At 48.8% G+C, this 25,683-nt stretch carries 29 protein-coding genes and 1 pseudogene; 24 read left to right on the forward strand and 6 right to left on the reverse strand.

Annotated features, from left to right (window positions below; genetic code table 11):
- The first annotated feature begins 17 nt into the window (after window positions 1-17).
- From CBE73_RS01395 to CBE73_RS01415, 5 genes are all read left to right on the forward strand, one after another.
- Window positions 18-443, forward strand: a complete 426-nt coding sequence (locus tag CBE73_RS01395) for a NusG domain II-containing protein (protein WP_094092667.1) — start codon at window positions 18-20, stop codon at window positions 441-443.
- Between the two features lie 188 nt (window positions 444-631).
- Entirely contained in the window at window positions 632-1,876 is a 1,245-nt protein-coding gene (locus CBE73_RS01400; RefSeq protein WP_373286390.1) for a GTP-binding protein, read from the forward strand.
- Between the two features lie 93 nt (window positions 1,877-1,969).
- Complete coding sequence (gene rpmG / locus CBE73_RS01405; RefSeq protein WP_094092668.1) at window positions 1,970-2,119, forward strand: 50S ribosomal protein L33; 150 nt, start codon at window positions 1,970-1,972, stop codon at window positions 2,117-2,119.
- Window positions 2,120-2,146: 27 nt separating this feature from the next.
- On the forward strand, window positions 2,147-2,857 hold the full coding sequence (locus tag CBE73_RS01410; RefSeq protein WP_094092669.1) for a metal ABC transporter ATP-binding protein: 711 nt from the start codon (window positions 2,147-2,149) through the stop codon (window positions 2,855-2,857).
- On the forward strand, window positions 2,800-3,636 hold the full coding sequence (locus CBE73_RS01415; RefSeq protein WP_094092670.1) for a metal ABC transporter permease: 837 nt from the start codon (window positions 2,800-2,802) through the stop codon (window positions 3,634-3,636). The genes CBE73_RS01410 and CBE73_RS01415 overlap by 58 nt, the downstream gene beginning before the upstream one ends.
- Window positions 3,637-3,806: 170 nt before the next feature.
- On the opposite strand, the gene CBE73_RS01420 is transcribed toward CBE73_RS01415, so the two are convergent.
- The gene (locus CBE73_RS01420) at window positions 3,807-4,913 is read right to left on the reverse strand and encodes a CobW family GTP-binding protein (RefSeq protein ID WP_094092671.1); all 1,107 of its coding nucleotides are present in this window, start codon (window positions 4,911-4,913) and stop codon (window positions 3,807-3,809) included.
- 289 nt (window positions 4,914-5,202) lie between these two features.
- Between CBE73_RS01420 and zwf the strand changes: the two genes are divergently transcribed.
- Both zwf and gnd read left to right on the forward strand, forming a co-directional pair.
- Entirely contained in the window at window positions 5,203-6,654 is a 1,452-nt protein-coding gene (zwf, locus tag CBE73_RS01425; RefSeq protein WP_094092672.1) for a glucose-6-phosphate dehydrogenase, read from the forward strand.
- A gap of 92 nt (window positions 6,655-6,746) precedes the next feature.
- The gene (gnd, locus tag CBE73_RS01430; RefSeq protein ID WP_094092673.1) at window positions 6,747-7,640 is read left to right on the forward strand and encodes a phosphogluconate dehydrogenase (NAD(+)-dependent, decarboxylating); all 894 of its coding nucleotides are present in this window, start codon (window positions 6,747-6,749) and stop codon (window positions 7,638-7,640) included.
- Between the two features lie 88 nt (window positions 7,641-7,728).
- Here gnd and CBE73_RS01435 read toward each other — a convergent pair whose 3' ends face one another.
- Entirely contained in the window at window positions 7,729-9,282 is a 1,554-nt protein-coding gene (locus CBE73_RS01435) for a sensor histidine kinase (RefSeq protein WP_094092674.1), read from the reverse strand.
- Window positions 9,279-9,959: a response regulator transcription factor gene (locus tag CBE73_RS01440; RefSeq protein ID WP_094092675.1), complete on the reverse strand. Its 681-nt coding sequence runs from the start codon at window positions 9,957-9,959 to the stop codon at window positions 9,279-9,281. Before CBE73_RS01440 ends, CBE73_RS01435 begins: the two co-directional genes overlap by 4 nt.
- 292 nt (window positions 9,960-10,251) lie before the next feature.
- Here CBE73_RS01440 and CBE73_RS01445 point away from each other — a divergent pair, with 292 nt between their 5' ends.
- The 3 genes from CBE73_RS01445 (at window position 10,252) to galU (ending at window position 14,603) form a co-directional block, all read left to right on the forward strand.
- Window positions 10,252-12,630 carry an ArnT family glycosyltransferase gene (locus CBE73_RS01445; protein ID WP_229752763.1) on the forward strand — a complete coding sequence of 793 codons (2,379 nt, stop codon included), beginning with the start codon at window positions 10,252-10,254 and terminating at the stop codon, window positions 12,628-12,630.
- 5 nt (window positions 12,631-12,635) lie between these two features.
- A complete protein-coding gene (locus CBE73_RS01450; protein ID WP_094092676.1) occupies window positions 12,636-13,625 on the forward strand; it encodes a glycosyltransferase family 2 protein in 990 nt (329 codons plus the stop codon).
- An 81-nt stretch (window positions 13,626-13,706) separates the two neighbouring features.
- Window positions 13,707-14,603, forward strand: coding sequence for a UTP--glucose-1-phosphate uridylyltransferase GalU (gene galU, locus CBE73_RS01455; protein WP_094092677.1), 897 nt, complete (start codon window positions 13,707-13,709; stop codon window positions 14,601-14,603).
- Between the two features lie 262 nt (window positions 14,604-14,865).
- Here the strand turns inward: galU and CBE73_RS01460 are convergent, their stop codons facing one another.
- Entirely contained in the window at window positions 14,866-15,588 is a 723-nt protein-coding gene (locus CBE73_RS01460; RefSeq protein ID WP_094092678.1) for a class I SAM-dependent methyltransferase, read from the reverse strand.
- Between the two features lie 133 nt (window positions 15,589-15,721).
- On the opposite strand from CBE73_RS01460, the gene CBE73_RS01465 reads away from it, so the two are divergent.
- Both CBE73_RS01465 and CBE73_RS01470 read left to right on the forward strand, forming a co-directional pair.
- The gene (locus tag CBE73_RS01465; RefSeq protein ID WP_094092679.1) at window positions 15,722-16,096 is read left to right on the forward strand and encodes a hypothetical protein; all 375 of its coding nucleotides are present in this window, start codon (window positions 15,722-15,724) and stop codon (window positions 16,094-16,096) included.
- 184 nt (window positions 16,097-16,280) lie between these two features.
- On the forward strand, window positions 16,281-17,153 hold the full coding sequence (locus CBE73_RS01470; protein ID WP_094092680.1) for a halocarboxylic acid dehydrogenase DehI family protein: 873 nt from the start codon (window positions 16,281-16,283) through the stop codon (window positions 17,151-17,153).
- Between the two features lie 150 nt (window positions 17,154-17,303).
- Here the strand turns inward: CBE73_RS01470 and CBE73_RS01475 are convergent, their stop codons facing one another.
- On the reverse strand, window positions 17,304-17,879 hold the full coding sequence (locus CBE73_RS01475; protein WP_094092681.1) for an LURP-one-related family protein: 576 nt from the start codon (window positions 17,877-17,879) through the stop codon (window positions 17,304-17,306).
- A 243-nt stretch (window positions 17,880-18,122) separates the two neighbouring features.
- Here CBE73_RS01475 and CBE73_RS01480 point away from each other — a divergent pair, with 243 nt between their 5' ends.
- The 3 genes from CBE73_RS01480 (at window position 18,123) to CBE73_RS01490 (ending at window position 20,240) form a co-directional block, all read left to right on the forward strand.
- Window positions 18,123-19,136 (forward strand): FUSC family protein, encoded by a 1,014-nt coding sequence (locus CBE73_RS01480; RefSeq protein WP_094092682.1) that lies wholly within the window; start codon window positions 18,123-18,125, stop codon window positions 19,134-19,136.
- 190 nt (window positions 19,137-19,326) lie between these two features.
- The gene (locus tag CBE73_RS01485; protein ID WP_342351908.1) at window positions 19,327-19,731 is read left to right on the forward strand and encodes an NUDIX hydrolase; all 405 of its coding nucleotides are present in this window, start codon (window positions 19,327-19,329) and stop codon (window positions 19,729-19,731) included.
- Window positions 19,732-19,922: 191 nt separating this feature from the next.
- Complete coding sequence (locus tag CBE73_RS01490; RefSeq protein ID WP_094092684.1) at window positions 19,923-20,240, forward strand: hypothetical protein; 318 nt, start codon at window positions 19,923-19,925, stop codon at window positions 20,238-20,240.
- Between the two features lie 488 nt (window positions 20,241-20,728).
- Here the strand turns inward: CBE73_RS01490 and CBE73_RS22050 are convergent, their stop codons facing one another.
- Entirely contained in the window at window positions 20,729-20,998 is a 270-nt protein-coding gene (locus CBE73_RS22050) for a hypothetical protein (protein ID WP_094092685.1), read from the reverse strand.
- Window positions 20,999-21,351: 353 nt separating this feature from the next.
- On the opposite strand from CBE73_RS22050, the gene CBE73_RS22055 reads away from it, so the two are divergent.
- The 9 genes and pseudogenes from CBE73_RS22055 (at window position 21,352) to CBE73_RS01545 (ending at window position 25,635) form a co-directional block, all read left to right on the forward strand.
- Window positions 21,352-21,738 (forward strand): hypothetical protein, encoded by a 387-nt coding sequence (locus CBE73_RS22055; protein ID WP_094092686.1) that lies wholly within the window; start codon window positions 21,352-21,354, stop codon window positions 21,736-21,738.
- Between the two features lie 127 nt (window positions 21,739-21,865).
- Window positions 21,866-22,063 carry a hypothetical protein gene (locus tag CBE73_RS01510; RefSeq protein ID WP_094092687.1) on the forward strand — a complete coding sequence of 66 codons (198 nt, stop codon included), beginning with the start codon at window positions 21,866-21,868 and terminating at the stop codon, window positions 22,061-22,063.
- 86 nt (window positions 22,064-22,149) lie between these two features.
- Window positions 22,150-22,668, forward strand: a complete 519-nt coding sequence (locus CBE73_RS01515) for an NUDIX hydrolase (protein ID WP_094092688.1) — start codon at window positions 22,150-22,152, stop codon at window positions 22,666-22,668.
- Between the two features lie 178 nt (window positions 22,669-22,846).
- Window positions 22,847-23,443, forward strand: coding sequence for a class I SAM-dependent methyltransferase (locus tag CBE73_RS01520; RefSeq protein WP_244905511.1), 597 nt, complete (start codon window positions 22,847-22,849; stop codon window positions 23,441-23,443).
- A gap of 38 nt (window positions 23,444-23,481) precedes the next feature.
- A complete protein-coding gene (locus CBE73_RS01525; RefSeq protein ID WP_094092690.1) occupies window positions 23,482-23,901 on the forward strand; it encodes a VOC family protein in 420 nt (139 codons plus the stop codon).
- An 85-nt stretch (window positions 23,902-23,986) separates the two neighbouring features.
- Entirely contained in the window at window positions 23,987-24,289 is a 303-nt protein-coding gene (locus tag CBE73_RS01530) for an antibiotic biosynthesis monooxygenase family protein (RefSeq protein WP_094092691.1), read from the forward strand.
- A gap of 31 nt (window positions 24,290-24,320) precedes the next feature.
- Complete coding sequence (locus CBE73_RS01535; protein WP_094092692.1) at window positions 24,321-24,764, forward strand: VanZ family protein; 444 nt, start codon at window positions 24,321-24,323, stop codon at window positions 24,762-24,764.
- Window positions 24,765-24,800: 36 nt separating this feature from the next.
- A pseudogene (locus CBE73_RS01540) lies at window positions 24,801-24,962 on the forward strand (VOC family protein); the annotation flags it as partial.
- 256 nt (window positions 24,963-25,218) lie between these two features.
- Entirely contained in the window at window positions 25,219-25,635 is a 417-nt protein-coding gene (locus CBE73_RS01545; protein ID WP_094092693.1) for an Rrf2 family transcriptional regulator, read from the forward strand.
- The last annotated feature ends 48 nt before the right edge of the window (window positions 25,636-25,683 follow it).

Raw genomic sequence — 25,683 nt, forward strand, 5'->3', positions numbered from 1 at the left:
TTAAAGGGGCGGACATCATGCTGAAGATTAGAAAGGCAGACTGGTTATTGATTGCGATTGTCCTGCTGGCGGTGGCCGGTTATTTCGGCGGCAAAGCGTTGTTTGAACGGGCGGATGCTTATGCGGCCGGTAAGCTGGAGGCACGGATCACGGTGAACGGAGAGCTGTACAAGCAGGTTCCGTTAACGCAGGAAGAGCAAGTTATTGATATGCGGACTAAATACGGACATAACGTTTTAAAGGTATACGATAACGGAATTCGCATGACAGTGTCAGATGCTCCGCTTCCGATTGCTCTGAAGATGGGATTCATCTCCAAACCCGGAGAACGAATCATTTGTGTTCCTAATCGGGTGCTGGTCGAAATTGTTTCAGCCGGTTCAGAGCAACCCGGAAGCGAGACGGATCCCCTTAAAGACGGACTGGACGCTGTCGTGAACTAATTTATAGATTACAGAGTAAAAAAAGAACAAGGCCACATGCAGGAGAAGTGGCCTTTTTGCTGTCCATGTTGACAAGTCCGTTAAGGATGGCGTATAGTCCTTTTTATAAATCGTAATAATTACGATTAAATTCAAAAGGTGAAATACGTTCATTTTACTTAGGAAGAGAAAGGGGGCTCATAGCCTATATGAGTTCAACATCAGGATTGACCATGGGAGAAAAGACAAGGGTGCCGATTACCGTGCTTAGCGGTTATTTGGGTTCAGGAAAAACAACAGTGCTGAATCATGTCTTGCAAAATCGTGACGGCTTAAAAGTAGCTGTCATCGTAAACGATATGAGTGAAGTCAATGTGGATGCTGCGCTGGTTCGCGGGGAAGCCAATTTATCGAGAACCAACGAGAAGCTGGTTGAGCTGTCTAACGGCTGCATATGCTGCACACTTCGGGAGGATTTGCTGAAGGAGGTCAAGGAGCTGGCTGAAGCCGGACGGTTTGATTACATTCTGATCGAATCGACAGGGATTGGTGAACCCGTACCGGTGGCACAGACTTTTACATATGCCGATGAGGAGCTGGGTATTGATCTGACTTCGCTGGCCAGACTGGATTGTTTGGTTACCGTCGTGGATGCAGCGCGGTTCTGGCATGACTTCGGCTCAGGAGAAAGTTTGCTGGACAGAGGTGAAGCGACCGGTGAAGAAGATACAAGGGATGTAGTCGATTTGCTGATTGACCAGATTGAAACCTGTGATGTCCTTCTTTTGAACAAATGTGATCTTGTTGCCGAGGAGGACCTAGTCAAGCTGGAGCGGGTGATCCGCAGCCTTCAGCGGACCGCCAAGCTGATCCGGACCGTGCGTGGAGAAGTAAATCCGGCCGAAATCCTTAACACGGGTTTGTTTGATTGGGAAGCCGCCAGCGGGAGCGAGGCCTGGCTGGAAGAGCTCGGGAAAGAGGCTCATGTGCCTGAATCGGATGAATATGGCATTGGTTCGTTTGTTTACCGGCGCAGAAAGCCGTTCCACCCGGAGCGTTTGGCGGCCTTTATGAACGATTGGCCTCAGCAAATCGTCCGGGCGAAGGGGACGGTATGGCTTGCAGCTAAAGAAGATATGGCAGCGATGTTAAGTCAGGCGGGCCCCTCTATCCAGTTTGGTCCTGCCGGGTATTGGGTGGCCGGATTGCCGGAGGCCGAGCAGCGGGAGATGCTGGAGACAGAGCCGGAAATTTTGCAGCATTGGGATGAGCAGTGGGGGGACCGGCTGACAGAGCTTGTGCTGATCGGTATAGGTTATGACCGTTCTGAAATCGAGCCGAGACTGGATGAATGCCTGCTGACTGAATTAGAGATGGCAGAGGACTGGTCAGTTTTCGTTAATCCTCTTCCATGGACAAGCAGCGCATTTGCGGAGCCTGGCTTAAATAGTTGACAGGGGATGAGGGTTCAGCTAATATATATAAGTTGAATTCGTAATTATTACGATTATTATACGGGAGTTTAAATTTGTGAGGAGGCGACTATAATGCGAGTAATTGTTACTCTGGCATGCACGGAATGTGGAGATCGTAACTATACGACTACCAAAAATAAAAGGAATCATCCGGAACGTTTGGAAATGCGTAAATACAGCCCTCGGCTAAAAAAATACACGATTCACCGGGAAACCCGCTAAATCAATTCAGAAAAGAGCTGAACCGACTTGATCTTGTCATCGATGCGAAATGTTGTTTTTGGTTACGGCAATGAACCTGTCGTTGAGAATATATCGCTGGACATCTATGCCGGAGAGTTCCTTGGCATTACCGGTCCGAACGGAGCAGCCAAAACCACGATTCTTAAGCTGCTCCTCGGATTGCTGAAGCCTTGGAGCGGGAGTGTTCATCTCCATCCGGAGGTTTTGGAGGAAGGAAAGCTGGTAATCGGCTACGTGCCGCAGCAGGTCGCTTCCTTTAATAGTGGGTTTCCGAGCAAAGTCATCGAGCTGGTTCGTTCCGGCTGCTATTCCCGGCTGGGCTTGTTCCGCAAATTCAGCAGCGAACAGGAAGCGATCGTAGAGAAAAGCCTGAAGCAGGTAGGCATGTGGGAACACCGGCACGCCCGGATCGGCGAGCTGTCAGGCGGACAGAAACAGCGGATCTGCATTGCAAGGGCGCTGGCTCAGCAGCCGAACGTGCTTATTTTGGATGAGCCCACTACCGGGATGGACCACCAGAGCCGGATCGGTTTCTACGAATTAATGAAGCATTATGTGAAGGTCCACCGTCTTACGGTCATTATGGTTACCCATGGCCTTGACGAGATGAGTGCCTATCTGGACCGGGTAATCTCGCTGGAGCGAAAGGAAAGTGAAGAGTGGAAATGTTTGACTACGAGTTCATGCAGCGTGCGTTTTGGGCCGGAGGTTTCATAGGAATTATTGCCCCTATTCTGGGCGTTTATCTGATGCTGCGAAGACAGGCGCTTATTGCGGATACCTTGTCGCACGTTTCATTGGCCGGCGTGGCTCTGGGCTCTGTACTTCATTTGAATCCAGTGGTGAGCGGTTTTGTTGTGGCTATCGCAGGCGGATTGGTGATCGAGCGGCTTCGCCGTACTTATTTGACCTACAGCGAAGTTCCGGTGGCCATTATCATGACTTCAGGCCTTGCGCTGGCCGTATTACTTATGAGCTTAAAGAGTAATCTGAATAAAAGCTTCAGCGCTTATTTGTTCGGCTCTATTGTAGCCGTGAATGAACAGCAGTTATGGATGATTGGTTTTGTGGCTTTGATTGGCCTTATTTTCTTTATTCTGTTTCGCCGCCCACTGTACAATCTCACCTTTGATGAGGAAACCGCCCGTATTGGCGGTGTGCATGTGCGGCTGTTGTCTTTCTGCTTCTCGGTATTGACCGGAATGACGGTGGCTTCTGCTATGCCGATCGTAGGTGTACTGCTCGTGTCTTCTTTGATGGTGCTGCCGGCCGCGCTTGCACTTAAAATTTCGCGGGGGTTCCTATCAGCGGTTATTATAGCGGTCGTGGCGGGTCTCGCAGGCATTTTCAGCGGTCTTTCGGCTTCCTACTATATAAATACCCCTCCGGGCGGCACGATTTCCTTGATTCTGCTGTTGTTCTTCCTGGTCGGGCTCGCTATGCAAAAGATCATTCTCCGCTCCAAGCGGCGCAGACGGTTTGCCAGACCTTCTTAAGGTCGGGCAAGCCTGTTTTAGCTACAGCAGAGGTAAGCTACAGCAGAGGTAATAGGTAAATTTGTATTTTCGAACGAATATTTTTGTGGAAATAAAAGCCTTACCCAAGTCCATATAGGAATCGGGATAAGGCTATTTGCTCTGGAAAGGCAGAACAAGAGGTGGGATACTCAGGAACGTATACGGTCCTGGCGGATCAGCCGCTCCCACTGCTCAGCGGATTCATCAGGATGTACGTGAAGACCGATAATTACGATATAACCTGAACCGGGATAACGAGAAGCTTCATAAGAGAACCGGCCTCCTGCATACTGAATCAGGGTCGTTCCTTCGCCCTCCAGCTTTACATAACCCTTAGCGCGCACTATTTGCCCGGACAGACCGGCAAGGAAATGCTCAAGCTCTTCCCGCGAGAACGAGCGTTCCGCTGAACAAGGAAGGGTAAAGGTCTGAACAGCGGAGAAAGAAGCATGAGCGGCTTCGGAACCCGCGGCTTGATGCTCGTGCTGATAGTCATGGACATGTTGAGGCTTTTGCTGAAGTTCCTGTTGAGGATGTTGTTGAATCACATGCAAGTGTTGGGTTCCGTGTGAAGAATGCCTGAGCTCACGCTGCGCGGAATAGGGCGGTTTATTCTCAAGCTGCAGCTGCTGAGTGGAGGGAATGCCTTCAAGCAGCTTGCGAACGTCAATTTCGGCCTTCTGCGTGGTTTGCACGGCAGTCTTGGGGTTGTACCTGTGAACCAGATTTAGCACTTTGGAAACTTGAGTTTGGGAGGCCAGATCGGTTTTGTTGACCAGCACCAGGTCAGCGGCTTCCACCTGCTGGCGCAGCGTGCGGACAAGCTGTTTATCTGATGCAAAAAGACTGCTGTAATCCAGTGCATGCTCAGCATCCATGACGGTAATGCTATGTTTGACCGTTAAGCGTTCTGCAAAAGGCGGCTGGGACAGCAGGGAGGCAATTTCAACGGGATTAGCTACTCCTGTCAGCTCGATTAGCAGGAGATCGGGGCGGGTATAAAGCAGAGTCAGCAAGCTGCGGGCCAGATCTTCCTTTTTGCTGCAGCACACACAGCCGTCCAGCAATTTTTCTATCGAGAAGCCGGTCTCTTCATTCAGAATAAGGCCGTCTACATCCTGCCGTCCTAATTCGTTCATCAGAATTCCTGGCTTTAAAGCCCCGCGTCTTGCTTCCAGAAGCAATTTGATCAGCAGAGTCGTTTTTCCGCTGCCCAGAAATCCACTCAATACAATAACAGGTGTTTTATTATCCATAAGTATAATCTCCCGTCCTTGGCTTTCTTTGCTAGTGTTCTATTCATTTATACGTAACCTTTACGAATAAAATGTTATAGGATAAAAAAAGCTTACGGAATGCCGTTTAAAAGCAATATCATTTCTTAATATATGAAGAATTAAATGTGTCAAAAATTAGACATTTCGATTGACGAATTTTGACTGAAGGTGTAAGATAACTAAGTCAGATACGCAATAACGATACGTAACCTGATATATTAATTATAGTTACTATAGAGCTATAGAGAGAGTGGAGGTAAAAAATAGAATGGACGCAATGACTTTTGTTTTGTTCGGCGCGACTGGTGATTTGGCTAAACGCAAAATTTATCCTGCGCTGTACAATCTTTTCCTGGATGGCAAACTGGCTTCGTCATTCACAGTTATTGGTCTGGGCCGTAAGGAAATAGCAGACCCAGATTTTCAAGCTAGTGTGAAAGACTCGCTCCAGAGCTTCTCCAGAAAACCGATTGATCCAAGCAATATTGACTCCTTCCTTAGCGTTTTCCATTACAGTTCCCTGAATGTCAACAATGTAGATGACTTCAAGAAACTGCTCGGTGTTGCGCAAAAGTATGAAACAGAATTGGGAATTCCTGAAAACCGTCTTTTCTATCTTTCGGTTGCTCCAGAATTCTTTGAAACCATTGCAGACAACATTAATGCAAGCGGTCTTGGCAATACTAAAGGCTGGAAACGCCTGATTATCGAAAAACCTTTCGGACACGATCTCGAATCCGCTCGTTCGCTGCAAGCGAACCTGAACCGTTCTTTCGAAGAAGAAGAAGTGTTCCGCATTGACCACTACTTGGGTAAACCCATGGTCCAGAACCTCGAAGTTCTCGGTTTTGCCAATCCTGTGCTTCAAGCGCTTTGGAACAACCGTTATATTGCCAACGTGCAGATTACGGCCAATGAGCTTGTAGGTGTAGAAGACAGAGCTGGCTACTACGATCACTCCGGTGCCATTCGCGATATGTTCCAAAACCACATGATGCAGCTGCTCATGATGGTCACCATGCATCTTCCTCATCGCAGTACGCCTGACGAAGTACGTGCCAAGAAGAAAAACATCATCAAATCGCTTCGTCCGATCAGCAAAGATAAAATCAATTCGCAAATCATCCGCGGCCAATATGGACCGGGCTCTGTTAAAGGCGTGGAAGTTCCAGGCTACAGAGACGAAAACGGTATTGGACCGGATTCCCATAACGACACTTATGTTGCCGCACGCCTGAAGCTTGAAACTCCTTTCTGGGAAGGCGTTCCTTTCTACATCCGTACTGGTAAACGTACCGGGGAGAAATCCACCCGGATCGTCATTGAATTTAAAGAGCCGCTTAAGGCTTCAACATTCCCTGATGAAGTTATTCCTCCAAACTTGTTGACCATTGAGGTCAATCCGGAGGAGAAAATTACTCTGCAATTGAACATGAAAGATAAAAACAATACCAAACAGCTTGAGCCTGTAGTGATGGAATTCGGCGGAAGCTCCAAAGAAACACCTGAAGCTTACGAGAATTTGATCCATGATGCGCTTCTTGGCGATTCAACCTTCTTCGCACACTGGGATGAAGTGGAATTGTCTTGGGCTTGGGTACAACCTGTACTTGACGCTTTTGCAGCTAACGAAGTTCCGCTTCATTTCTACCCAGCCGGCAGCGACGGCCCGGATGCGGCTCATGAACTGCTTGCGCAAGACGGTTACAAATGGTGGTAAGCTAACCCATACGGGTAATTGCTAATATAGATTTATTTCTTTAGTGAAGAGCAGCTAGCCAATTTATTTAACATATTAGGAGGTTTCTTCAAATGAAAGTAGGATTAGTCGGACTAGGTAAAATGGGCTTGAACCTTGGTAAAAACTTGATGGATCACAAACATGAGGTTGTTGCTTTTGACCTTAACCAAGCGGCAATTGCTGAAATGACAGAATACGGCGCTACAGGCGCTTCCACAATCGCTGAGCTGGTAGCGGCTATGCCTGCACCACGTGTATTGTGGGTTATGGTTCCGCACCAAGTTGTTGATAACGTATTGGACGAAGCGGCTCCGCTTCTTAGCGCAGGTGATATTATCATCGAAGGCGGCAACAGCCATTACAAAGAATCCAAAGCTCGTTATGAGAAACTGAAAGCTTCCGGCATCCACTTTATGGACGCAGGTACTTCCGGCGGTATGGAAGGCGCTCGTAACGGCGCTTGCTACATGATTGGCGGCGACCCAGAAGCTTGGGAAGTTGTTGAACCTATCTTCCGCGACACAGCTGTAGAAAATGGCTACCTGTATGCAGGTCCATCCGGCAGCGGCCACTTCCTGAAAATGGTTCACAACGGCGTTGAATACGGTATGATGGCATCCATCGGCGAAGGTTTCGAAGTTCTTGAGAAGAGCAACTACGAATTCGACTACGAAAAAGTAGCCCGCGTTTGGAACAACGGTTCCGTTATCCGCTCCTGGCTGATGGAATTGACTGAAAAAGCGTTCTCCAAAGACAGCAACCTGGACGAGCTTAAAGGTGTTATGCACTCTTCCGGCGAAGGCAAATGGACGATTGAAGAAGCGCTTGATCTTCAAGCAGCTACTCCGGTTATCGCCATGTCCTTGCTGATGCGTTACCGTTCCCTGGAAGCTGATACTTTCCAAGGTAAAGTTGTTGCGGCTCTGCGTAACGAATTTGGCGGCCACGCTGTAGAAAAGAAATAAGCTACAGCTAACTATAAGAAACGGCAGTTCCTCGGATGAGGAACTGCCGTTTTGTTTTTTATTTGGGTTATATAGACCTTTAACCGCCTTAGGATGGATTCCCGCTCGCTTTAAGCGGCAGCTGCACATAAAAGGTTGTCCCTTCACCGATCCGGGTCTGAACCTTAATTGTGCCGCCGTGAGCTTCTATCATGGACAAGCTGATCGCAAGGCCCAGGCCTGCGCCTCCATGCTTACGCGCTCTCGAAACGTCACTGCGGTAGAAACGTTCAAAAACGTGGGGCAGATGCTCTCTATCAATTCCGGGACCGTTGTCGCTGACGGACAGGACGGCTTCTTGTCCGGTTGAATGCAGGCCTACATGAATGGAACCGGATTCGGGATCCGTATGCTGAACGGCGTTTTGAAACAGGTTAAGCACAACCTGCTTCAGCTTGTCTTTGTCCACTTGCCCCGAAATACCGGCTGCCAGCGTGAAAGAAACCATTCTTTGCCCGGACAGGATGCGAAGGTGTGGCTCCATTTCCAGCACCAGCCCGTCCAGACTTGTCCGGGTCAGCGTTAATTCCGGCGCCCGGTCCAGCTTGGCAAGCATAAGCAGATCTTCGATCAGCTTCTTCATCCGGATCGACTCGCCGTGCATGCTGTTCAGCGCTGAATTGAGCTGCTCGGGCCGGATGGAGGAAGAGCGCAAAAGCACCTCCAGAAAGCCGTGAATAGAAGTCAGCGGTGTCCGCAGTTCATGTGAGGCGTCCGCTGTGAAGCGGCGCATCTGTTCTTTGGCTTCCCGCTCTGCCTCAAAGGAAAGCTCCAGCCGCTCCAGCATGCCGTTAAAAGAAGAAGAGAGCCTGTCGATTTCCTCCTGGCCCAGCTGTTCGGGAACCCGCTGCTTCAGATTGCCTGCATCAGTAGCAGCTACAGCCTGGATAATCTGATTCAAAGGAACTAACGTCCGGCGGATCAGCGGCATATAGAGGAGCAGTCCTCCTGCCATAGCGAGCAGAGAAAGGACGAGAAAGATAACCAGCTGACGCATGGCCACGTCCACCAGCGGACCTGTTTCCGTACCCATTTGAACCAGTCCGGTAATCCGTTCACCGTATTCGCTTCCGGATCCTGCCGGGGAAGGGGAGCCGAAACCTTCTCTGCCTGGAAGATTAGGACTGTCCGCAGGGCGGAAGACCACCAATTGATCGTTCCCCTCCGAATCCTTGACGATCCGGTATTTAATTTTCTCCCGGGATTTCCACTGTTGAAGAATACTTTCGTATTCCGAAGCGGATAACACCGGGTACCCCGTTTCGGTCGATTGTGTAAGACTGACGTAAGAACCATCCTCTTGAATGTACCCAAGCGAAGTATCCGTTGGTGTAAACAGAATTGGTCTGTAATTTCTGCTTTGATTTGGCGGCTGCTTCAGCTGTTCACGTTTGACCAGCAGATCAACGGGCATGGAGCGGAGCTGGTTCTCCATCGTCTCCGCGCGGCTGTTGTACAGAAAGTTCTTCATCACGAAATACTGCACCCCGCCGATCAGCAGCAGCAGCGTTGCCAAAATAAATAAAGATCTAGCCAGCAGCTGCGTTCTGAGCGATCTGGGGAAGAGGATTCGTCTTAGCCATATCCAATCCGGAAGCTTCATGACAAATCAACCCGGTATCCCGCTCCGCGCAGCGTCCGGATCAGACGGTGCTCCTTGTCGCCGAGCTTGTCCCTAAGCGAGCGGATATAGACCTCGACGATATTTTCTTCCCCTCCGAAGTCGTAACCCCATACTTTGTCGAGAATCAGGGTTTTGCTCAGCACAATGCCGTGATTCAGCACCATATACCTGAGCAGCTCATGTTCGGTCGGTGAGAGCTCCAGCACCTTGCCCTGGAACCCGATTTCCTTACGTTTGTCATCGATCCGGAACGGACCGATCGCCACTTCCCCGAACAGCGTCGGGAACTGGTTGCGGAGCCGGGCCTGAATGCGGGCCAGAAGCTCTTCAAAGCTGAACGGTTTGACGACGTAATCGTCAGCACCGAGCTTGAGGCCTTTCACTTTATCATCGACCTCGTCTTTGGCGGTCAGCATGATCACGGCAGCTTGGCTGCCGTTTTTCTTCAGAATCCGGCATACTTCAAATCCGTCCATCCCCGGCATCATGACATCGAGAATGACGATGTGGGGGGAGAACTCTTCAGCGGCTGCTACAGCCGTTATTCCGTCAGGGGCCGTGGCAACCTCGAAGCCTTCATTCACAAGCCCCATCTCCAGAAACTGCAAAATGTGAGGCTCGTCATCCACGAGCAGAACTTTAATTTCTTTTTCCATATCATTCACCTTTAATTGGATTCTTTCTAATCATACCTCTTATATCTCCATTATGAAGCCTGCTGCTGAGTTCTGCCTTAACCGAAACTGAAAAAATGCTGAATAAGGGTTATTTAAAATAAATGTTACACTGCGTGAAAGTTTTCAAGTTTATTTTCCTTCAGCTAACTTTCAGCTTTTTTTCATATGCGTCTCAGGTACAGCAGGCACAATGGGAAAAGCCAAACGACCTGCCCAAAAAGGTTCAAATCAACAAACACGATCATTATCTGCAAAAGAAAGAGGTCAAGCGATGGAGACAATGGACAACGGAAGGAAACTGACAAGAAGGGTAGACTATTTCCTTGCTGGCAGTATGCTGGTTGCAGCCTTTTTGAATATGTATCTGATTTGGACGGATAAATATGCTAATACGTATTATACGACAGCGGTAGCCAGCATGATGAAGAATATGCACAACTTCTTCTACGGCACGCTCGACAGCGGCGGATTCGTCACGGTAGATAAACCGCCTTTGACGTTTATGATTCAAACGCTATTTGCCTTTATATTCGGCCTGCACGGCTGGAGCGTCATCTTGCCCCAGGCTTTGGCAGGGGTGGGATCGGTTCTGTTGGTCTACCTGCTGGTCAAACCAAGCTTTGGAATGGGGGCAGCAAGAATCGGGGCTTTGGTTATGGCCTGCACGCCGGTAGCGGTATCGGTCAGCAGAACGAATAACATCGACAGTATGCTGGTATTTGCGCTGCTCCTCGCGGTTTGGTTTCTGTTTAAAGGCGTTAAGCAGCATAAAATGTGGGCCGTGATCGTTGGCTTTGGCCTGATTGGCATTGGATTCAATATCAAGATGCTTGAAGCTTACATGGTTCTTCCGGCTTTTTATTTCTTCTATATACTGGCGGGAGCGGGCGGATGGAAGAAAAAAACGGTCACACTGATCCTATCTACGGTCGTTTGTGCTGTAATCTCTCTTTCCTGGGCGGTTATTGTGGATTCCGTTCCCGAGGACCAGCGGCCTTATATCGGCAGCAGTGAGACCAATTCGGTATTAAATCTCGCTTTTGGCTACAACGGGGTATCCCGTTTGACAGGCGATCGCAGCCCCGGCGGCAGCGGTAACCGATCAGACCGGGGGCTTGGGTTAGGCCTGGGGACAGGAGCAGGTACTGAAGATGGAGCAGCCTTCAGCGGCTTTGCCGGAACCAGGGGAGGCAATGTGAATAGTGCAAGCCGTGACAGTTCTAACGCCGGTGTAGAGGGTGGGGGTTCGGGTTCGGACGACCGCCGCTCCTTCGGTGGCGTAAATGGCGGAAACTTCGAGAATCCAGGCTTTGCCGGGGAGAGACCTACGATGAACTTTGGCGGAGGCGGTGCGTTTAATACCGGAACCAAAGGACCACTGCGTCTGTTCCAGTCCGAGTTATCCGGACAAGCAAGCTGGATGCTGCCTTTTGTCCTGTTTGGATGTATCGCTTTGTTTGCAAGCTTCAGAATTCGCCGTATGAGCTGGAAACAGAAAGAGGCTTTGTTTTGGCTGGCCTGGCTGATTCCGGTGATGGGATTCTTCAGTATGGCCGGCTTCTTCCACCAATATTATCTGATCATGATGGCTCCTCCAATTGCAGCTTTGACGGGCTCCGGCTGGTCGGAGATGGCCCGGCAGTGGACAGAGCGGGACAGCTGGAAAGCCTGGCTGCTGCCTGCAGCGGTGCTGCTGACGGCGGCATTCTCCTGGTATATTGTGCACCCTTATGATTCCGTTATCGGCAAGGGCTGGTCCATCGCTATTCTGATCACCGGCGTGCTTGCGGCATTGTGGCTGATCATCGGCCTCATGAACCCGTCTTTGTCCAAAATGGCGGCTGTCCTTGGTTTTCTGGTTTTGTTGATCGGCCCAATGTACTGGGCGCTCACACCGATTATTTATGGCCAAAGCAGTATGACTCCATCGGCAGGACCAAGTTTAGCCGGCGGGTTTGGCACATTCAGCGGTTTCAGCGGCTTCGCGGGCTTTGGCGGAGGTCGTAATGGTGGTAATAGTGGTAACGGTGAAAATGGTGGCGGTGATAGCGGAGATAACGGTGAAAATGGCGGGCCGGCCGCTTTGGGCAGAGCCGATAGCCGGAACGGTCAGAATGGTTTTGCTGCCGATGGTGGAACAGAGGCACGTACAGGCGCAAGCCGCCGCTTGACCCCAACCGCAGGGTCTCCGGAGGAGGGTTCGGGCCTGAATGAAAGTTTGTATCAATATTTGAAAGATAACAACACAGGTCAGAAATATCTGTTTGCGGCTAGCGATTATACGACACTTGCCCCTTATATCATTGAAAAGGGAGAAACCGTCATCAGTTTAGGTGGGTTTAGCGGTTCGGATCCCGTACTTAGCGTGGACAGACTGCAGAAGCTGATCGATTCCGGTCAATTGAAATTTATATACCTGTCCGGCGGCCGGGGCGGCAGCAGCACGCTCAGCCAGTGGATTCAGGACCATGGTACCGAGGTACCGTCCAGCGAATGGCAGGGCGAAACCGCCCAGTCTTCTGAGAATATCACGGATAGTTCTCTTGCCGCTGCCCAAGGGGATGCCCAAAACAGCGTTGCCCAGACCGGCGGTTTTGGTTTCGGCCGCGAAGGCACTTTATATGAATTTACGCCTGAGCAGGGAGAGTGAATTCGATGGGATCAGAGTTTGAAACCGAAATCCGTTATTCGGTCATCATCCCGATGTACAACGAAGAAGAAGTCATCGGGGAGACCTACCGGAGAATTAAGAAGGTGATGAGCGAAACTGGAGAGCATTATGAGCTCATTTTCGTCAACGACGGCAGTAAAGATCGAAGCGCAGCAATCATCAAAGACTACAGCCTGTGGGATAACACGGTAAAGCTGCTTGATTTCTCGCGAAATTTCGGGCATCAGATCGCCATCACAGCCGGTATGGATTACGCTTGCGGAGATGCGGTCGTCATTATCGATGCGGATCTGCAGGATCCTCCGGAATTGATCCATACGATGATTGCCCGCTGGAAAGAAGGTTATGAGGTCGTATATGCCCAGCGGATTAAACGAAAAGGGGAGACGTGGTTCAAAAAATGGTCGGCTGGCGCCTTTTACCGGCTGCTTCGCGCCGCCTCGGATACGCCGATTCCGGTAGACACAGGAGACTTCCGGCTGATGGACCGGAAGGTGGTCAATGAGCTGAAAAAGCTGCCTGAGAATAACCGGTTTGTTCGCGGACTGGTTAGCTGGGTAGGCTTTCGTCAGATTGCGGTGGAATTTGAACGTGATGAACGGCTGGCGGGAGAAACCAAATATCCGCTTAAGCGGATGCTCAAGCTTTCGCTCGACGGCATCACCTCGTTCTCGACTAAACCGCTGAAGATCGCCGGCTATGCGGGAATTCTTTTATCCGCTGTAGGGTTTGTTTATTTGTTATACGTTATTTACTGCGCATTATTTACAGCTTCAACGACCAAAGGATGGGCCTCGATCATCAGCCTTATGCTGATCTTTGACGGCTTCATTCTGATCATGCTGGGGGTGCTCGGTGAATATGTCGGACGCATCTATGAGGAGATCAAGGGAAGACCGCTATACATCGTGCGGGAAACCTTTGGACTTGAGAAGGCGAGGAGCAAGGAAAGGAAGGACACGGTAAATCGATAAACCACTAAACCATTAAACCACGTATCGGTATCCCTGTGATCGCTGTCTTTAAATGAGCAAAGAGAAAAGGAGGGATCGACGATGAAAGTCAAAAAAGCGGTCATCCCGGCGGCGGGACTTGGCACCCGCTTTCTGCCGGCAACCAAAGCGCAGCCCAAGGAAATGCTGCCTATCGTCGATAAGCCGGCAATTCAATATATCGTAGAAGAGGCTCTTCATTCAGGCATTGAGAGTCTTATCATCGTAACGGGACGGAATAAGAAGTCGATTGAAGATCATTTTGACAAAAATATGGAGCTTGAGCAGCTCCTGCGGGAGAAAGGCAAGCTGCGCATACTGGAGGAAATTACCACGATCAGCGGAGTTCCCGGTATCCATTTTATCCGTCAGAAGGAACCGCTTGGCCTTGGCCATGCGATTCTGTGCGCGCAGCAGTTTATAGGTGACGAGCCGTTTGCGGTGCTGCTTGGGGATGATATTATCGAAGCGCCCCAGCCTGCGCTGCGGCAGCTGCTCGATGTGTATGAGCAAAGCGGAAGTTCCGTGATTGGCGTGAAGCAGGTGGCGAGGGAAACGGTAAATAAGTACGGCATCATCAAGCCGGGCGACTGCCTGGCTGGTGTATACGATATTCGCGGACTGGTGGAGAAGCCGCAGCCGGAACAAGCCCCCTCCAATCTGGCCATTGTGGGCCGTTATGTACTAAATCCGGATATATTCGGCATCTTGTCCCGCATAGAGCGGGGCGCAGGCGGGGAATATCAGCTCACGGATGCCCTGCATGAGCTGAACAAGCAGCAAACGATGCTGGCGCTTGAACTGGAAGGAGACCGCTACGACATCGGTGACAAATTCGGCTATATACAGGCCGTGCTTGAAATCGGACTCCGCCGCGAGGAGCTGAAGCCGCTGCTCCTTCCCTATTTAAATGAACTGGTTCGCAACAAAATAGGGTTGGATAACGTTATAAGTTCGTAAGCTTTGTTTTATAAATAAATATATAGAGATATAGAGAGAACAATATAGAGAAAACAAACAAATAACCGTATAGAGAGATAACAAGGAAAAGGTTAGAGACAAAGGATTCGGACAAGGGTTTTAGCTTAGGGTTGGTTAGACAAGGGTTAGGGTTAAAGTTACACGCCGCGGCAGCGGCAATACACGATAAGAGCAGGCGCCACGCGGGCGGCCTGCTCTTATTTGGTTTTATCGGCTGAATTACCGGCTGTTTTACCGGGTTTTACCGGGTGCCAGCCAAGACAGCATAACCCAGTTCCTGGCCGAAGTCGTGGATAAAAGCCTGATTCTTCTCAAAGAACTGCAGAACTTCGGGTTGGGTTAATTGGCTGATGTCCATGATCTGGTGCGGATCATACCAGTCAGCCGACTGAGCGCCGAACAGCTGCTGCGATTTGCCTTCGCCTGCCCAAACCATCGGCTGACGGAAACCAGCCTTACGCATTCTTTCAACCCATTCTCCCACCGTAGGGAGGGAATGGATCCCGTATAACCCGCGCATGAGCTCTTCCAGCTGTTGGTTTGGCCTGGTAGCAAACAGCTCCCGGTCAAATAACTTCCCTCCAGGAACAAGCACCCTGGCATATTCTTGGAAAGCGGCATCCGGTTCTACGAAGATTGTGACCGACTCGGCAAATACATAATCAAAGCTTTTCTCCTGAAAAGGAAGCTGCAAGACATCCCCGCTGATAAATTGGACATCGACCCCTTCGACCCTGGCGCGTGCACGGGCTTTGGCCAGCATTCGCGGATTTTGATCCAAAGCGGTTACCTGGAATCCAAGACTGGCGAGGAAGCAGGCAGTCCGGCCTGTACCGCAGCCAACCTCCAGCAGCCTGGCCCCTGCCGGTATTTGAAGGCTCTCAAGCAGCTTCACGGTTCCTTCAAATCCTCCCGGATGAGCGGCCCCTTCCCCGGTTAAAGCGATAATATCCGCATAATTCATTCAAGAGAGCCCCTTTCTGTGTTCAGCTATGGCAAACGACCAGGATGGGAAGACAACTGGGATGTCGTCGTTTAACGTATTCGGGAGAACGGAATATACTGTTATGAATCTGACTAGAAAAGGAGGAAAATCCGTGCAACTGATCCAGCCGGTTAATAAAGAAGGCTGCAAGCCGTATATCGGCCAGCATGTGTGCGCAGTCCTTCACGATGGAACTCAGATCCATGGCGTTATCAGCAACGTGACAGACAAAGGCATCGAATTTAACGGCGCAGCCAGAAATGCTGAAGTGCTGTCCAAGAATCCTCAACGAGCTAAGAAGCAGCTTCAACAAGCTCAGCAGAAAAGCAAAGTGAAAACCCAGTCGAAAGGGAAAATTTCCGCTTTCGGTCCAGGTCCATACGGTGCCCCTTACGGTGGTGCGTATGGTTATGGCTACGGAGGCGCGTATGCCCTGGATTGGGCCGCAATCGCACTTTTGTTTCTGATCCCGTTCCTGTTTATTTAAGCGGGGGTAAGAGTGCGGCCTAATGCTTTATTCCAAAGAGCATCATTCCAAAGACAAGAAATCATTTCTTGTCTTTCTTTTTTTAAGCGGGGAAAAGGGAAAGAAGCGGTCTTTTTGTTCCTAATCCATATATACATAAATTAGCGGCAAATCATGCTTGAGAACATCGTTAAGGAGGAGAATTATGCTGGACAATAGGGCGGTTTCCGAACAAACGGACCATGGCTTTGGTTCTCTGTCTGAGGAGTTGTGCGGCGATATCGTTTCTGTGCTTGGCGTGCCGCGTGTACCTTTGATTTTCCGGGCACTGGAAACCTTCGGTTTAACGGAGGAAGCTTGGGCAGCCGTCCGGATGAACCTGATGTCGGAGGAAGCAGAAGAAGCAGCGGAGCTGCTCCGTGCTCACCGGCTGGGGGTTCCACCGCTCTTGATCGATTGGCGCAATTTGTATAGTCCGGGTTCTTTCGAGCATTTAAGAAGTATTGTGAATACGAGTTATAAGGCGAATCCCAAGCAGCTGCTGATGGTCAGCGTATGGGTCGAGGGATTAAGCGGACGCCCTGTCCGTGGAAGGAGAGATGGAGGGGCAGCGGAATCCGTTCCGGAGTCACTGGGGCGTGATACGGCAAAGTTATATCCTGGAGGGGTAAAAGGCACTTCAAAAGCCAACAATCATGAAAACGCTTTATCTTCCAAGCTTCTAATGAATGAAATTGCGGAATATCATGGTCCTGCTGGAATGCCGGATGACTATAACTCTCTGATCCTGTATCCGGAATTTCTTCGTATTCATTGGGGAAGCTTAAAACCTCATTTCAAAACATCCGGTTATGCGGCAGCGAAACGTCAGATCATTGCCGAAGCTTCGATGAAGGTGCATGAACTGCCTTATGCGGTGGACTTCAGCGGCTGGTTTGCCAAGTCTGAACCATCATTTGGAGACCGTGAACAGGGTGAAACGGAAAAAGCCCGTCTGCTCGAGCTTCTATATTTGCTTCAAGACCAGCTGGCAGGACTTCTACTGGAAATGTCGTTTATCCGTGACAGCCTGCATTAATATGACGCCGGTTCTAAAGGCCCCACTTCTTGAACTGGTGGAATAAATAAAAACGGGTGAAATAAATAAAACAAGAAACACGGTTTCCGCTTCTGAGGAAACCGTGTTTCTTGTTTATGTCTGAAGGAGGCGGTATAACCCCGCCCATGCTTAATCCTGCTTACCTTCAATAGAGCAGAGCAGAATACCGGCTGCAAGCCCCAGGCGGGGATCAAACCGCTGCTGATTGACCTGCGAGAAATCGCAGTGAACCTTGGTCACGAGCGGGTTGATATTTTGAGTGTAGGCTGGAGCTTTATGCCCGTCGATTTCGACATGATAACTTTGCGGGATAATATGTATGAACCGTCTAAGCAGGGCAAGAAAGGAATTGTCTTCTTTAATCCGGCCCGATTCGCTGTCGTCCGGAGCCAAAATGATCCATTCGTCCTTCAGGATGGACTTAAAGCCGCGTCTGCGCAAGGCGCCGATTTTCTCCCCAGTGACAGAGTCCGTCACATCGTAAGTTGCCGAGAAATCGACCATGCTGCGTGCCCGGATGCGAAGCAGCTCTTCGGACATCGTTTCATCCTTGTAGAGCCCGATGTCTTCCTTGAATTTGAAGGCCTTCATCTCCGAGTACAAAACAAGCTGGTTGTTCTCGTCGTAAATATGATATTTGGTGCCTAATAGAGAGAAAACTTTCTTCCGAATCACGTATTTGGTACGGATGAATAAGGAATTCATGATCCTGCATTCCTCCTCTTCAGATCTCTATGTATAGGTCTATCATCTCATAATCTTGCTTGGTCTGCCATAACGGATTGTCCGTATCATTCTTTGGACTGGAACTCGGCCGAGCCCCGCTTTGGAGGTGTTTTGTTATTTTGGCAGGCAGCAAATTTAGGGTTTCGATGATCATCTTGTATAATGGATTCTGACTTGTTTTATATATCTGCATCGTTTAAAGGAAGGAAGGCCGAATACAAGATGAGCTGGGGAATAGGACTGCGCAACATCAAAACCGGCATCGCGATTTGCATTTGTTTGCTGATCGGGGTCATTTTTAGAATAGATTCACCGTTTTATGCGGCAATCGCCACTATTATCTCCATGGAGAATACCATTACCAACTCCTTTGCGGCCGGCAGGCACCGCACTATGGGTACGTTGGTCGGGGCTCTTATCGGCGCTTGTCTTGCCTTTGTGGACCCGGGGAATGTGCTGTTATGCGCAATCGGTGTGGTAATCGTTATTTATGTCTGCAATTTGCTGCATTGGAACAAGTCAGTGTCGATCGGCTGCATCGTTTTTCTGGCGGTTATGCTGAATTTGGGCAGCGATGGGGCGAACCCCTGGGCATACGGACTGCACCGGATTATCGACACTTTGATCGGCATTTCTGTGGCGGTAGCGGTGAATTATCTGATCTTTCCGCCGCGGCTGGAGGAGAGACTGGAGCAGCATCGCGTAGCATTTGCGGAGCAGCTGTCCAACGCATTCAAGAAGATGGCCGAAAAAGGAGAACCGGCGGATCTTCCCGTACTGAGGGGCGAGCTGATTAGCCTTGAACAAACTTTTGAACAATGGAAGAACGAGATTCACCCTCGAAAGGTCAACGCCCAGGCGATGGATCAAAAAGCGGAAGTATTGGCTTCGTACCGCCATGTTTATGAGCATCTCGTGATCATGCAGCGTCTGAGGGACGAGTTGGGGATCGCAGCGGGCAAAGCCGGTTTAGTAACCGGAACCCGGCAGGCCGAGCCGCCGGGAGCTGCGACTCTGCCTGACGATTCTCGGAAGGATTCGAGGATGGATCAGCATCAGCTCGATCAGTATCAATTGAATCAGTTTCAGCTGAATCAGAATCAGTTGAATGAACAGTCAGAGATTGTGTACGGTTATCATCGAAACTGGATTTACCAGGAATTACGAAGACAGGGACTCCCCGTACCGGACATCCAAACGCTTCGATCTGCACCGTCAGAGCCGGATCACATATAGACTTGTTCAAGCTTATCGTTATGAAAGACTTGTCGCTATGAGACGTGTTCTCATGTAAGCCCGCTCCTGTTTCCCTGCTTGTGAATATATTAGAAACGTAAGAGTATATTCGCTGCAGCAGGAAGGGGCACTGACTAGGATGGGGTATATTCAGGAACTCAGGACTCTCGTCGGTTCAAGGCCTTTGATTATGAATGGTTCATGCGTTGTCCTGCTTGATCCGAATGACAGGCTGCTGCTCCAGCGCCGTAAGGATAATGGTCTTTGGGGGCTGCCGGGAGGCGCGATGGAGATCGGGGAAAGCTTTGAGGATACCGCCCGCCGCGAGCTGCTGGAGGAGACCGGTCTTCGGGCCGGCCGGTTAAAGATGCTGGATCTGTATTCGGGAAAAGATTTGCACTTCCGTTATCCTAACGGAGATGAAGTGTTTTTAATATTTGCTGCTTACCTCTGCACCGATTACGACGGCGAGCTACAGGATGAAGACGACGAGGTGCTTGAGGTTGGATTTTTTGAGCTTAAGCGGCTGCCGGGCGCTATCCACCCGCCGGACGGGCCTGTGATTCGGAAATTGATGGCCGATATGCCGAAATGATGATAGACGCACAAGGAATGAAAGACTGCTGTTCTCTGACGGAGGCGGCAGCCTTTTTTCATATCAAGATGGATCGGAATTGAGGACCAAGCAGGAAATGGAAGATAGTGGAGAGAAAGCTACAGAACAGCATTAGGTGGGATAACCATAACGAAAGTGAGAAGCGAGTTTGAAGGAAAGGGGGGGAAACCATGTTTTTGCCGTTCATAATTCTGGTTGTGCTGGGCTTCCTGATGTTGGTGGTGTTTGTACCGTATGGGGGGATCATTATGGCTTCGGTCACCTTCGCGGTAGTTATTCTTCAATACCTGAAGACTCACAGAATGCATCAGGAGCTGCAAGAAATAAGAAAACATTTGGGCGTTATGAAACCGGAAGAGGAAGAGGAGTATGACATAAAGCGGCAGATCAATGAGGTCGATCATTTGGGTGCTGCGGCGATAGAAGAGGTCAATCAAAAAATCGAGGAAGAATTAGCGAATACAGCGGATCTGAATAAAAAAGATTAGAGCTCCAGAGGGAAAAGGAGAGACCAATATGCAACTGCCCGTAAATCTTGTAACTGCCGGTGGAATGGTTGTGAACAATCAGGACGAAGTTCTGTTAGTTAAGACTCATCGCGGCGGATGGGTTTTTCCAGGAGGACAGATTGAAGTCGGCGAAAATGTAATGGATGGCGGGCAGCCTATGAGGGTTACAACGGTGTTGAAACGGTACCTACTAAAATGAATTTCCTAAAGTGAATTTCGACTTTGTTTGTCAACCCGTTGGCGGTGGATTGTCTGCTTCAGAGGAGACAACGGACAGCCGTTGGGCCAACAAAATGGAAGTGTTTGACTGGATAACAGCTCCGGCTGTACGGACGTGATATCAAGCCTATTTGGACTTTTCTGGCAGCATTGCTTATATGGAGTATGTCACCAAACCGGAATTCAAAGTCATACAAAGCCGAACGGTTTAGGAAGAGTCACGGGATTGAAGAGGGCCAGGCATTTGGCTAATAAATAGGACGATGACCTTTGGAGTATGCCTCGATCTTTTCAAAAACAAGCCGGCTGGTTTTCTTACTTTGCATAGAAGTACCATTAAGAGCTTGAACTAAATCATCCATGTAAGATTTGTATGTCTCAGCCTCATCGGCCGACTCAGACCCATTCTCCAGATAACTGGACAACAATCGTGAAGAAATGAGCACAAAATCTGCCGTATAACTTGGGAGCGGGGCCAAGCTCTGTTTATACAACTGGTTGGACTTCAAATCCAGCATTTTTACTTCAGAATCCATTTTGTAAGTAAAAGCTGTTAGGTCATAGAGAGCTAAGCGTTTCTTCTTGGGATCCGGTTCACTTAAGTAAGCGTCAAGACTTTGCCTGAGTGGCCCGGGTATCGGCTAGAAACAACTCATAGGCGCCCTTAACTTCGCCTTTACTGGGTTCCGACTCGGAAGCTTTATAGAGCAGGGACACATTCAAAATGATGGATAGAAGTAACAGGGCTGCGAGAACGGCAATCGTATTCTTTTTCAAAAAAACACCTTCCTTTGACATTAGACCTGTCCATTATAAAGAACATCGCTAAAGCTGCATAATGTAAAATATTCCTTCAAGCAGGTCCTGTGTTATGATAGAAATACCAAATTATTCCGATTTGAGGTGTCCCATGTTAACATCGAGTAGCAAGGAAAGGGTTGGCCGCGTATGGCTTTTCTTCATTTTTGCCGTTTTGGTACTGGGCAGCAACCACGTTTATGGTTATTCCTTATTGGACAGCTTCCTTAGTTTCATTGGAATTGGCAGCTGGGTAGGAGATGGGAAGATGAACTTGCATATTACAGCACTTGTAACTCTCCCCCTGTTGATTCTGGGCGTTATTCAATCGGTGCGTCATTTAAAGGGGAGATACCCTCGTATTTTCGGTCTATTATTTGTTTCGATTGGAGTTTGGATCGCGATCTATCCTGCGCTAACGGGGCGGCTTGTCCAGTTAGGGGAATGGATCATCAAATAATCTACCCATTTTGTATTGAAGGAGTTACGAATGAGTCTGCAGATCAAACAGAATTTGAAGAACAGTTATGATGACAAAGCCGTTCTGAGGGATCAATCGGAGCTTCCGGCTTGGAAATTGAAGGGAAATGGGCGTATACGGCGGATATAACAGCGAAGGCATCTGGGACGAGGACACTTATTCGCCTAAACGCTTTTTTGCTTTTTATGATGAGGCCTCAATGAAAGAGATCGTTTCTCAGGTCTTTAAGCTTGAGTCGTTTAAGACAGTTCCTTTAGAGGGAATGGAATTGGACTTCCAAGGCATGATTTTGAGAAAAGAATAGGTTGTAATCCCGATTGGTTGATAGGAATGAATATAAGGTACTTAAAGTATGAACAAATACACATGAAACCAAAGGAGGTGCTATCCATGGAAACTCAAACCCAACCATCCGCTTTCGTCAATTGGGGAGGGCATCATGTTAAGTTGACCTGGTTCTCAAAGGTTTACCCGGAAGATTTAAGCAAGGTGACAAGCGTCCACGGATTTTGTTTGGAGGATGGCAAAGTTCTGCTGGTACAGCTAAAAGAACGAGGTTTTGATTTTCCGGGAGGACATGTGGAGCGGGGGGAGACGCCTGAAGAAGCATTTCATCGCGAGGCATATGAAGAAGGGTATGTCAGAGGTGAAATCTGTTATCTTGGCATGATCGAGGTCAGCCATGAAGAAAATCCTTTATTCGACCCCAATGGAAGATATCCCTTGGTGGGTTACCAGCTTTTTTATCGGATGGACGTCATGGAACGTCTGCCTTTTGGCCGGGAACATGAATCGGTAACTCGCATTTGGGTTGAACCGGCTGAGATGCCTTATGTAATTAAGGACCATGATTTAGCAATGATCGCCTTAAATGAAGCCACAGAAATTCGTAATTCAATTGCAGAATAAAGGCGTTAAAAGCTATATCGTATGACCGCGCAAGAAATCAAAGAATGGATTTTCGAGGTGAACCATGGACCGTCTTCAGCTGATTAGACAAAAGGAAAAAGAGTATCATGACGAAGCTTATGAACAGTTTGAACTCTTTCAACCTGGCTCATGGCTGCACAAGCCTGTCAGAACAATTATGGAGTTGTTAGCTCATTTTACGGAAAAGGATGAACTCTGCGTGCTCGACTTAGGCTGCGGGGTTGGCAGGAACAGCATTCCGATTGCTCAAAGTATGGAGCATAAAACGGGAGAAGTTATAGCCGTCGATTTGCTGGAATCGGCTGTTGCCAAGCTGGAAAGCTATAGCAGGCAGTATGGAGTGGAGGACCGGATTCGTCCGGTGTTGTCGGATATTTCAGCTTATCCCATTGCTGAGCGTTATTTTGACCTTATTTTTTCGGTGTCGGCTCTGGAGCATTTGGATACCGAGATTAGCTGGTCCGAGGTTATTAAGAGAATGAAGCAGGGCACCAAACCGGATGGCATAAATGCCATCATCATGAGTACGTCAGTCAGAGAAACGGTGGAGGATACAGGCGATGAACTTGACCCCATGTATGAGCTGATGTTCAGCACAGAATCGCTGCTTCAGAAGCTCGAAGGACTTTATGCCGGCTGGGAGGTTTTAAAGCAGACGGTGAAACCTTATGCGGTGCAAATTAAGAGGGACGGCCGGGCGATTAGGCTGGAGAGTGACGTGGTGACCTGGGTGGTCCAAAACACCGGATCCTGATGAGTAACAGGCCAATAAACACATAAATGGAGGTTTCTATGAATAAGCCGTGGTCAGAAGAAGTGCCGGTTGTTCAGTTTAGGGTTGCAAGACCGACGCATCAAATAGACAAAATCAAGGAATTTTATACGAAAGGTTTGGGTTTTGAAATCGTGGGTTCCTTCTCCGGTCATGAGGGGTACGATGGCGTGATGATTGGACTCCCTGGTGTGGATTATCATTTGGAGTTTACCCAGTATGAGGAAGCATCGCCAGTGCCGCCGCCGTCCGAAGATAATTTGCTTGTCTTTTATATCCCGAATTTGAACGCCAGAAATGCTATCGTAGAGAGATTACAGGAGATGGGGTATCCGGAGGTAGAGCCAGAGAACCCGTATTGGAAGCAAAATGGCGTAACGATTTGTGATCCTGACGGCTGGAGAATTGTCCTGCAAAATACGAGCGGTATAACCGAATAAAGAGAGAACAAGCGCATCTGCTTAATGACCCGGGCATATAATGGGAAAAGTGATGTTCGGAAATTTAAGCAGAGGTGATGATAAGATGCAGGTGCTTGAAGTCGCTGTTATACACGTTAAACCGGGGACGATTAATGATTTTGAGAGCAGTGTCCGGAAAGCTTCACATATTATCTCTAAAGTCAAAGGTTATGTCAGCCACGAGCTGCAGAAATGTGTAGAGCAGGACAACCAATATATTTTACTAATCAAATGGGAGTCGATTAAGCACAACCTGATTGGCTTTCGAGCTTCACCGGAATATGAAGACTGGAAATCGCTGCTGCAGCCTTATTTCTACACGGAGCCGGATGTGGGTCATTACATCAACATTAATTTAAAAAGTTAGCTGGAGCTGCGTATCAGGAGTGAGTTTGTGCATGCCTAGATCGTCTTATTTCAAAAATCCGTACTTGCGTTTTGTTCTTCTGGCCGTATTTGTGATCTATGCTCTGATTATGATCAAATTGCTTTTCCTGAGGGGAGCATCCTACCAATGGAGGGTTTATGATTACAACCTGGTCCCGTTTAGGACGATCAAACGGTATATTATTCATAAAGATCGGTTCAATTTTGATACCTGGTTCAAGAACTTGTTTGGGAATATTGTTTTATTTATTCCGTTAGGCGTGTTTCCTCCGCTGCTTCGAGAAAAATTTTTCAGATTCAAACCGTTTATTCTTCTGGTCGTATCGATCCTGCTAGCGGTTGAACTCGTCCAGTTGTTTACAAGGGTAGGAAGCTTTGATGTGGATGATCTGATTCTGAATATGTTCGGGGCTTTGATCGGTTTTGTTCTCGTTAAATTTTGTACAAAGCATTAGACCATTTGCAAAAAGCCTCAAATATACATATCCCGTATTTACAAAATTCCAGCTTTTCATTTGAATACCCCGGATATTGAAGCGGCGTACCATTTCATGCGGGACAAGAAGGTTGATTTGGTCACAGGTATCGAGCATAACCACTGGTTCAACTTCAAGGACCCGGACGGGAATCTGCTGATGGTCTGCAAGTGTTAATCTTCCTCTCAGCAAATTTTCAGAATTTTCTTATCTAAAATTAAGCCCGGTTTCAGCGGAGGTTAAGCGAGCCCGTCTAAGATATAAATACATACCCCCTATAACATATAGATTGGCTGCTCCGGAATTTGTGGTTATTTTGGAGCAGCTCTTTTTTTTGCCTTCCTTATTCTCGAAAATAAGGGGACAGAGGAAACACAAATCTTGACATCACACCTCCATGTAACTAAAATGGTTACAACGGTGGTGTTAACACATGAAGCAGATAAGCACAAGGTTTTCCATAGCGGTTCACACGCTTTCTTTGATTGCCTTAAATCCAAATGAATGTACAGGCGATTATATTGCCTCAAGCGTGAACACAAATCCGGTCGTGATCCGGAGAATCATGGGCATGCTGAAGAAAGCCGGGCTGATTGACGTCCGTGCGGGCGTTGGCGGCGCTTCTCTCTTGAAGAAGCCGGAGGAAATTTCGCTGCTGGAGGTTTACCGGGCAGTTCATGCAGCGGAAGAAGACCAGCTGTTTCGGGTTCACGAGAATTCCAATATCCAGTGCTCCGTTGGCCGGAATATTGAAATCGTTCTTCAAAGTGAATTTCGGGAGGCCCAAAGGGCCATGGAACAAAGGCTGGCACAGACTACACTGGAGGATTTAAGGGGCAAATTTGTGTAACATGCACAAGCCAAGCCAGAGTGTGCTGCTCCAGCCGACTGAAGTTCT

Source organism: Paenibacillus physcomitrellae (assembly GCF_002240225.1).
Lineage (GTDB): Bacteria > Bacillota > Bacilli > Paenibacillales > Paenibacillaceae > Fontibacillus > Fontibacillus physcomitrellae.

Coding starts and splice junctions, on each gene's coding strand:
- CBE73_RS01395 (WP_094092667.1), top strand. CDS start 18: ATGCTGAAGATTAGAAAGGCAGACTGGTTATTGATTGCGATTGTCCTG.
- CBE73_RS01400 (WP_373286390.1), top strand. CDS start 632: ATGAGTTCAACATCAGGATTGACCATGGGAGAAAAGACAAGGGTGCCG.
- rpmG (WP_094092668.1), top strand. CDS start 1,970: ATGCGAGTAATTGTTACTCTGGCATGCACGGAATGTGGAGATCGTAAC.
- CBE73_RS01420 (WP_094092671.1), bottom strand. CDS start 4,913: ATGGATAATAAAACACCTGTTATTGTATTGAGTGGATTTCTGGGCAGC.
- zwf (WP_094092672.1), top strand. CDS start 5,203: ATGGACGCAATGACTTTTGTTTTGTTCGGCGCGACTGGTGATTTGGCT.
- gnd (WP_094092673.1), top strand. CDS start 6,747: ATGAAAGTAGGATTAGTCGGACTAGGTAAAATGGGCTTGAACCTTGGT.
- CBE73_RS01435 (WP_094092674.1), bottom strand. CDS start 9,282: ATGAAGCTTCCGGATTGGATATGGCTAAGACGAATCCTCTTCCCCAGA.
- CBE73_RS01440 (WP_094092675.1), bottom strand. CDS start 9,959: ATGGAAAAAGAAATTAAAGTTCTGCTCGTGGATGACGAGCCTCACATT.
- CBE73_RS01445 (WP_229752763.1), top strand. CDS start 10,252: ATGGAGACAATGGACAACGGAAGGAAACTGACAAGAAGGGTAGACTAT.
- CBE73_RS01450 (WP_094092676.1), top strand. CDS start 12,636: ATGGGATCAGAGTTTGAAACCGAAATCCGTTATTCGGTCATCATCCCG.
- galU (WP_094092677.1), top strand. CDS start 13,707: ATGAAAGTCAAAAAAGCGGTCATCCCGGCGGCGGGACTTGGCACCCGC.
- CBE73_RS01460 (WP_094092678.1), bottom strand. CDS start 15,588: ATGAATTATGCGGATATTATCGCTTTAACCGGGGAAGGGGCCGCTCAT.
- CBE73_RS01470 (WP_094092680.1), top strand. CDS start 16,281: ATGCTGGACAATAGGGCGGTTTCCGAACAAACGGACCATGGCTTTGGT.
- CBE73_RS01475 (WP_094092681.1), bottom strand. CDS start 17,879: ATGAATTCCTTATTCATCCGTACCAAATACGTGATTCGGAAGAAAGTT.
- CBE73_RS01480 (WP_094092682.1), top strand. CDS start 18,123: ATGAGCTGGGGAATAGGACTGCGCAACATCAAAACCGGCATCGCGATT.
- CBE73_RS01485 (WP_342351908.1), top strand. CDS start 19,327: ATGAATGGTTCATGCGTTGTCCTGCTTGATCCGAATGACAGGCTGCTG.
- CBE73_RS01490 (WP_094092684.1), top strand. CDS start 19,923: ATGTTTTTGCCGTTCATAATTCTGGTTGTGCTGGGCTTCCTGATGTTG.
- CBE73_RS22050 (WP_094092685.1), bottom strand. CDS start 20,998: ATGCTGGATTTGAAGTCCAACCAGTTGTATAAACAGAGCTTGGCCCCG.
- CBE73_RS22055 (WP_094092686.1), top strand. CDS start 21,352: ATGATAGAAATACCAAATTATTCCGATTTGAGGTGTCCCATGTTAACA.
- CBE73_RS01510 (WP_094092687.1), top strand. CDS start 21,866: ATGGGCGTATACGGCGGATATAACAGCGAAGGCATCTGGGACGAGGAC.
- CBE73_RS01515 (WP_094092688.1), top strand. CDS start 22,150: ATGGAAACTCAAACCCAACCATCCGCTTTCGTCAATTGGGGAGGGCAT.
- CBE73_RS01520 (WP_244905511.1), top strand. CDS start 22,847: ATGGAGTTGTTAGCTCATTTTACGGAAAAGGATGAACTCTGCGTGCTC.
- CBE73_RS01525 (WP_094092690.1), top strand. CDS start 23,482: ATGAATAAGCCGTGGTCAGAAGAAGTGCCGGTTGTTCAGTTTAGGGTT.
- CBE73_RS01530 (WP_094092691.1), top strand. CDS start 23,987: ATGCAGGTGCTTGAAGTCGCTGTTATACACGTTAAACCGGGGACGATT.
- CBE73_RS01535 (WP_094092692.1), top strand. CDS start 24,321: ATGCCTAGATCGTCTTATTTCAAAAATCCGTACTTGCGTTTTGTTCTT.
- CBE73_RS01545 (WP_094092693.1), top strand. CDS start 25,219: ATGAAGCAGATAAGCACAAGGTTTTCCATAGCGGTTCACACGCTTTCT.